Source organism: Nocardia sp. NPDC049526 (genome assembly GCF_044465765.1).
Lineage (GTDB): Bacteria > Actinomycetota > Actinomycetes > Mycobacteriales > Mycobacteriaceae > Nocardia.
Genome location: NZ_JBITMA010000025.1, coordinates 1 through 5706 on the forward strand (window position 1 = coordinate 1; position 5706 = coordinate 5706).

A 5706-nucleotide genomic window follows, 5' to 3' on the forward strand; every position below is an offset into this window, starting at 1 on the left:
TGCGTCTGATGGTCGGTTCTCGTCGTATGGGTGCCTCGACAAAAGCCCTGCCTGGTTACGCGAGATCGGGCACCCCGGCAGTGCGGCCATCGTGAGCTGCCGGTAACCGCGGCTGCCGCGTCACGTGGGTTGAACAAAAGGCCCGCTGCGGCCGGGGCTGTTTCGTGAGAACGACCGGTGGTGTAAGTGGTGTCGGAATTCGCCTGGACGCAAGCGCGGTGGTCACCCGGCGGCGGCGCTGAAATCAGCCTGGACTCGGTGTCGGAATTCGCCGGTCCAACCAACAGGCGCCGAAGCACACCAAGCGCACGCGATCCGCACGCGATCCGGTGTTCCCGGAGCACGGCCGCGCCAGTTCAATCTCATTCATCCGAACCCCCTCGAATGGATGGACGCAGAAATGGTGAACCCGTTTGCCGGGCCGGTCGTGTCCTTCGGCCGACGTCACCGCTGGGCAAGCGTGACCCTGGCCGTCGACCTGATCGTCGACACGGCAACAACGCCTTGGCCCGCAGTGCAACTCGGAGCCCACTGGACAGCGGTACCAGTCGCCGGGTGCCTGCTTCTCGACTTGGGGTGGCAGCACGTGAAGACAACGCTGCTGCGGTGGATCCGGCGAATCGGCATCGTCGTCATCCTGGTGCCCCGACTCGACGACGACTGAGCCACGTCCCTGCGAGATCGGCCCGGTCGATCGCGGTGCGCGAGTTTACCGGGGTGTCGGAGTCCGGCGGGGTGGACCGCCCTGCCGACGCGGGCAGGGCCGGTGCGGTCCAGCCCTGTTCGCGGCACCAGCTCAGCCACTTGCCCACCGCCGGTAGCCCCAGGGACCGGATTGCGTCCGGCACCGGGTGCCAAAAACCATGCAGCACCCCGCATTTCGCTGTGAGCGGAGGGATTGTGGGGCAGGCTGCCTCTCCGGAAGGAAGCACTGGCACACCGATAAGAGATGCGAATGACTCAGCAGAGTAGCGAGATCACCGAAGTCGAGCGTGCAGCACGGAATGAGGCGGAAGCGATCGCCACGAAGATTTTGACGTTCGTGTTCTCATCGCCGGCGCCGGAGGGGGTCTGAGGGTGGCTACGACGGCCCGTTTCCCAACAACCCCGGCATGCTAGAGGCCGGGTGCTGCCGCTCTCACGCTCGAGCAGTGGCTTTCCAGGCTGCGGTGACACACCCTTCCTCCCAGTGCCACCACCCCTGTTCTGCACCGTGTTCCAACAGCTTGCGGATCTTCGGCAGGTCCGCCTCCGGCGGTACACCCAAGGCCACCATCCGGTAGCACTCGATGCCTTCGCCTGTCGTGCCGAGGCGGTCGAAGGCCTTCAGCACACTCTGCCGGGCGGCAGCCGAGCCGTTGTCCTTCAGCACGATCAAGCGGATAGTGCAGTTCTGCGACGGCTGGACCGTCCTCCCGGCCCAGAGAACACCTTCATGATCCGGCTGCACCGTGATGATGTCGTCGCAGGCGACTCCGCGGACGAACCAGGGTGTGTTGTCCAACCGCACCGTGCCGTCACCGAGGATCACCGCCCACAGGCTCTCGACGCTCGCCGGCGGCCAGCCGTGCTCGTCGATGTCCATACGGAAGTGGACCTTCACATGGTCGTCACTGATGTCGGTCACCGAACCATCATCCAACATCCGCTATGCCGCGTTCCGGTCGTTCGAGTGAGCCTCAGCCATTCGCCGCCAGTCGATCTCGCGAACATCCGCTACTGCCGTCTCTGCGTACTCGAGCCGGTTCGGAGGTCGTATACCTCCGGAAAATGCGCGGATGACCTGCGGAAATGTTGTGCCCTCGGCAGGATTCGAACCTGCGACACCCGCTTTAGGAGAGCGGTGCTCTATCCCCTGAGCTACGAGGGCTGAACTGGTGGTGCCGGGGGCACCGGGTGGGACGAGGGGAGTCTACCGGGTCGGGGGCGGGCGGGTTGAATCGATTTGGTTGGGGTCGAGATCGGTTGGGGTCGACCGAGGTCGGGTAACTGTCTCAGACAATTTAGTTGGTAGTCAAGAGTTGTAGATGGCTATCCGGGTCGTGACGTGTGCTCTGGGGCTGATCACTCCAGTCACGTCGGCCTGCGCTTGCGCGGCCGCAACTACTCGAATGGCTCACGCGCAGTCCCGTTCGTCAGAACCTGCCGTCGAACCCGCCCCGTCAGAACCCGCCGTCGAATCCGCCGCCCGAGTCGTACCCGCCGCCGTCGAAACCGCCGCCGTCGCACCCACCGCCCGAGTCGTACCCACCCTGATCGTCGGAGTACCCGCCCTGATCACCCGAGTCGTACCCCTGATCCCCACCCGCCGCGTCGAGCGCGTCCTGATAGCCCTCGCCGTAACCACTTTCGAACCCCTGCGCGTCATACCCGACGCCGGACATTCCGGAGAACAGCGAGGAGAACAGCAGCGCCGAACCCAAACCCCAAGCGCCGCCGATCAATGCGGGCCGCCACCACGGCTCGGAGTACCAGCCCGCGGGTACCGGCCGCCCGGCGACGCGGCCGCCCGGATAGTAATTCGGCGTTTCCGCGGAGGGATTCGGCGAAGCGGCGACGTCGCGGCCCTCGTATTCGACGACCCGCTTCTCGGTGACCCGCCCGGCGGTGTCCTGACCGTCCAGCGCCGGAATCACCGGGCCCGGATCCATCAACATCGCAGTGCGCGCCGCGCGGATGTAGTACATGCCCTCGACCGCGGTCTGCTTCGCCAGCCGCGCTTGGGCGGGTGTGCGGGCTTGCTCGATCTGTGAGCCGGCCGCGATATGCCGCTCCGAGGCGTCGGCGAGTGCCTGCTTAGCCGCCTCGTTGCTGCCGGTGAGGTTGTAGACCTGACCCGCGAGTCGCTCGATCATCTGCCTGGCGTCGGCGGCCGCATCGTCGAACTCCCGTGCCGTGCGCTGTTTGCTCTGTTGCGTCTGATAGATGACGTAGGCCGCCGCGAGCAGGATTACAACGCCGATCAGTACCCACAGCATCGCTCGCGTCCCTTTCGTCATCGACCAGGTCACACCCGAGTTTACTGGTGGCTTGCTGAGACTCGGCCGAGCTTCGTGGCGGGCGTTGACCCGCTGCCTCTATTGTCCGGCGAGCCGGCGGTCGATGACCAGACGTTGGATCTGATCGGTGCCCTCGAGGATCTGTCCGGTCGGTGTCGGATCGCGACAGGGTGGTCGGGTGTGTCCAATTGGACACAGCTTTGCCGCCCAAATCGGGCACAGCGCTCGCGCGCGCGGAAATGGCATGTCCGCAATGAGCGGAAATTGAACTCCGCTGTGCGAAACTTGGCCCCGCCACAGCTGACCATCCTCACCCTCGGAGGACTGTCCATGAAGAATTCTGTTGCGCCACTGGAAATACCCGAACCGCTGGTCATAACGCTCGGAAACCTCAAAGGCGGCGTCGGCAAGACGACATCAGCATTTTTCTTGGCCTCATATTTCGCGCAGGTCCACGAATTGCGTGTGCTCGTCATCGACGCCGACCCGCTCAGTCAGACCGGATATTCCTGGTATCGGCGGCTGCTCAGGGGCGGAATCGAGGTGCCGTTCAAGCTGATCGCCTTCCCGTCCCGGCACGTCGACGACTGCATTACCGACAATGCCGGGAAATTCGATGTGATCATCGTCGATGCCGGTGGTGAATCGGCCGAGATATTCAAGGCCGCCATACCGCAGAGCGATGAGCTGATTCTGTTGACCAGCGTCAGCCCATCGGAGGTCAAGCGGGTGCCGAGTACCTATAAGGCCGCCGAGGAGGCCGCGGCGGATAGTGGCCGCGAGATCCGGGTGCGGGTACTGATGACCAAGGTGCCGGTGACGATGAAGAACGGCGTGAACGTATCGACCGAATACCGTACGCAGCGTGGAAATCTGGAGGATGCGGGCTACGACGTATTCGAATCCTATTTGAGTGCGTGGAAGTGGTATCGGGAGGCGGCCGACGGGGAGGTCGGTGAGGGCGCCGAGAATCCGATCATGGATCTCGGTGAATATCGGCAGGTCGGCGAGGAGTTGGTGAGTCCTTACCGGGTCGCGGTGGAGGTGCCCGCCTGATGCCTCCGCAGCGTAGGAAGGGTTCCATCGGTAAAGGCTCGATCGGCGGCGCGAATCCGTTGGCGGATAGTGCCGAGCACACGCCGCCGGTATCCCCGCTGCGGGATGCCGAGTGGCGAACGGGTCCGCTGAGCGCGGCGTCGCTGGAGGTGATCGCGCCGGCGGTCGAGGCGAATGTATTGACGATGCCGCTGCCCGCACCGAACGAAACCGAACTGGACGGGCCGCTCGACGATCGCGAACAGGCGCAGTTGACGGCCTGCGAATCCTCGATCGACGGCCTGCGGGTCGCCTTCTGGTCGGCCGGTCGCGCGCTGCAAATAGTGCGCGACGGTCGGCTCTACCGGGATCGGCACGCGAGCTTCGACGATTACGTGGAGCAGCGTTGGGATATGCAGCGGTCATACGCGCACAAGCTGATTCGGGCCTGGCCGCTGGCCGCCAAACTGCATCCGGTCGCGCCCGCCATCAATGAGGGGCAGGTTCGCGAACTGCTGCCGGTGGCCGCCCAGCACGGCGAGGATGCGGCGGTCACCGTGTACACCACGATCGCCGGTGTCGACGATGTGAAGGTCACCGCGGGCAAACTCCGTGAGGCCGTCGCGCTGCTGCCCGAGCGGTTCGACAAGGCCGAGGTGGTCGAATTGCTGCAGGCATGGCTGCGCGGGGAGTTGCGGGACCAATCGAATGTGCGGGCCGTCGATCTGTTCGCCGCGGTGGAATCGCGGTTCGCCGCGCTGACGCGACGAGTTGTCAAGGGCTCGAACAATGATCCGGTGGCGGCGCGCGAATTCGCCGCGAAACTGCGAACTCTCGCCGAACAGATCGAAGAGCAGATCATCGCCTGAGCTATTTTGGTGCCGGAATGCCCCGCTGCGGAAGCGATTCTGCGGCGGGGCATTTCAGTTTAGTTACACTTTTGTTATCGTCAATGCGCGTGTCGTGTCGCATAATTGGCGCGGAATACGCGAAATATGGCGCTCGGATCCGCTGGACGACAGATCACCGTGATGGTTTTCGAATTCATTCGAGGTCTTGGTGAAGTCCTACACGCCAATGCAATGCGGCGTCGCACGGCCAGCCAGGAACTTCGATAAGAGCATCGGAGGACCGGATCATGGCATCAACTACGGAGGGTCGATATTCTCGTTTCCTGCGGCGCGTGCTCCCATGGGCCGTCGGCGCGGGAGTCATGGCAGGCGCGGCGATTGCCGCGACACTGCTCGCAGGAGGTCAGGCGTCAGCGCAACCGCTGACCATTCCGGGTATCGGGACATTCGAAGGCCCGGATCAGATTTCGGTTCCCGGCATCGAGGTTCCGACGGATGGGCCGCCATTGCCCACTCCGATTCCCGCGGTAGCGGATTCCGCCGCACCTTCGGAAATCACGCCAGCTGAAGTTCTGGGGAAGGAACTTCCGGCACCACTCGCGGTTCCCGGTGCGGAACTCGATGTGCCTCTCGGGGTTCCGAGTAATGAACTTTCGATTCCACCGATGATTCCGGGTGCGAAGTTCTCCGCGCCCCTGGCGTTTTTGAACATCGAGCGTTCGGCACTTCCATTGATTTCCGCTATTGAGGTTGCTTCTTCGGGTGTTGCGCCTGTCGCGGTGGAGGGCAAGGAGCTTTCGGCGCCGTTGACTGCTCGGGGT

5 protein-coding genes, 1 tRNA gene and 1 pseudogene are annotated in these 5706 nt (G+C 63.9%); 4 read left to right on the top strand and 3 right to left on the bottom strand.

Going from position 1 to position 5706, the window contains the following annotated elements:
* Window positions 1-400: 400 nt before the first annotated feature.
* Window positions 401-664, top strand: a complete 264-nt coding sequence (locus ACIBW7_RS41030) for a hypothetical protein (RefSeq protein WP_397056198.1) — start codon at window positions 401-403, stop codon at window positions 662-664.
* A gap of 474 nt (window positions 665-1138) precedes the next feature.
* Here ACIBW7_RS41030 and ACIBW7_RS41035 read toward each other — a convergent pair whose 3' ends face one another.
* From ACIBW7_RS41035 to ACIBW7_RS41045, 3 genes are all read right to left on the bottom strand, one after another.
* Window positions 1139-1627, bottom strand: coding sequence for a DUF4265 domain-containing protein (locus tag ACIBW7_RS41035; RefSeq protein ID WP_397056199.1), 489 nt, complete (start codon window positions 1625-1627; stop codon window positions 1139-1141).
* Between the two features lie 170 nt (window positions 1628-1797).
* Window positions 1798-1870, bottom strand: a tRNA-Arg gene (locus tag ACIBW7_RS41040).
* Window positions 1871-2162: 292 nt separating this feature from the next.
* Entirely contained in the window at window positions 2163-2999 is an 837-nt protein-coding gene (locus ACIBW7_RS41045; protein ID WP_397056201.1) for a DUF1542 domain-containing protein, read from the bottom strand.
* A gap of 330 nt (window positions 3000-3329) precedes the next feature.
* Here ACIBW7_RS41045 and ACIBW7_RS41050 point away from each other — a divergent pair, with 330 nt between their 5' ends.
* The 3 genes and pseudogenes from ACIBW7_RS41050 to ACIBW7_RS41060 all read left to right on the top strand — a co-directional run.
* Window positions 3330-4055 (top strand): ParA family protein, encoded by a 726-nt coding sequence (locus tag ACIBW7_RS41050; RefSeq protein ID WP_397056203.1) that lies wholly within the window; start codon window positions 3330-3332, stop codon window positions 4053-4055.
* Window positions 4055-4903 (top strand): hypothetical protein, encoded by an 849-nt coding sequence (locus ACIBW7_RS41055; RefSeq protein ID WP_397056205.1) that lies wholly within the window; start codon window positions 4055-4057, stop codon window positions 4901-4903. The genes ACIBW7_RS41050 and ACIBW7_RS41055 overlap by 1 nt, the downstream gene beginning before the upstream one ends.
* 269 nt (window positions 4904-5172) lie before the next feature.
* A pseudogene (locus ACIBW7_RS41060) lies at window positions 5173-5706 on the top strand (hypothetical protein); the annotation flags it as partial.

Excerpts from the sequence above, each read along its gene's own strand:
- ACIBW7_RS41050 (WP_397056203.1), top strand. The coding sequence starts at position 3,330 with ATGAAGAATTCTGTTGCGCCACTGGAAATACCCGAACCGCTGGTCATA.
- ACIBW7_RS41055 (WP_397056205.1), top strand. The coding sequence starts at position 4,055 with ATGCCTCCGCAGCGTAGGAAGGGTTCCATCGGTAAAGGCTCGATCGGC.
- ACIBW7_RS41045 (WP_397056201.1), bottom strand. The coding sequence starts at position 2,999 with ATGACGAAAGGGACGCGAGCGATGCTGTGGGTACTGATCGGCGTTGTA.
- ACIBW7_RS41030 (WP_397056198.1), top strand. The coding sequence starts at position 401 with ATGGTGAACCCGTTTGCCGGGCCGGTCGTGTCCTTCGGCCGACGTCAC.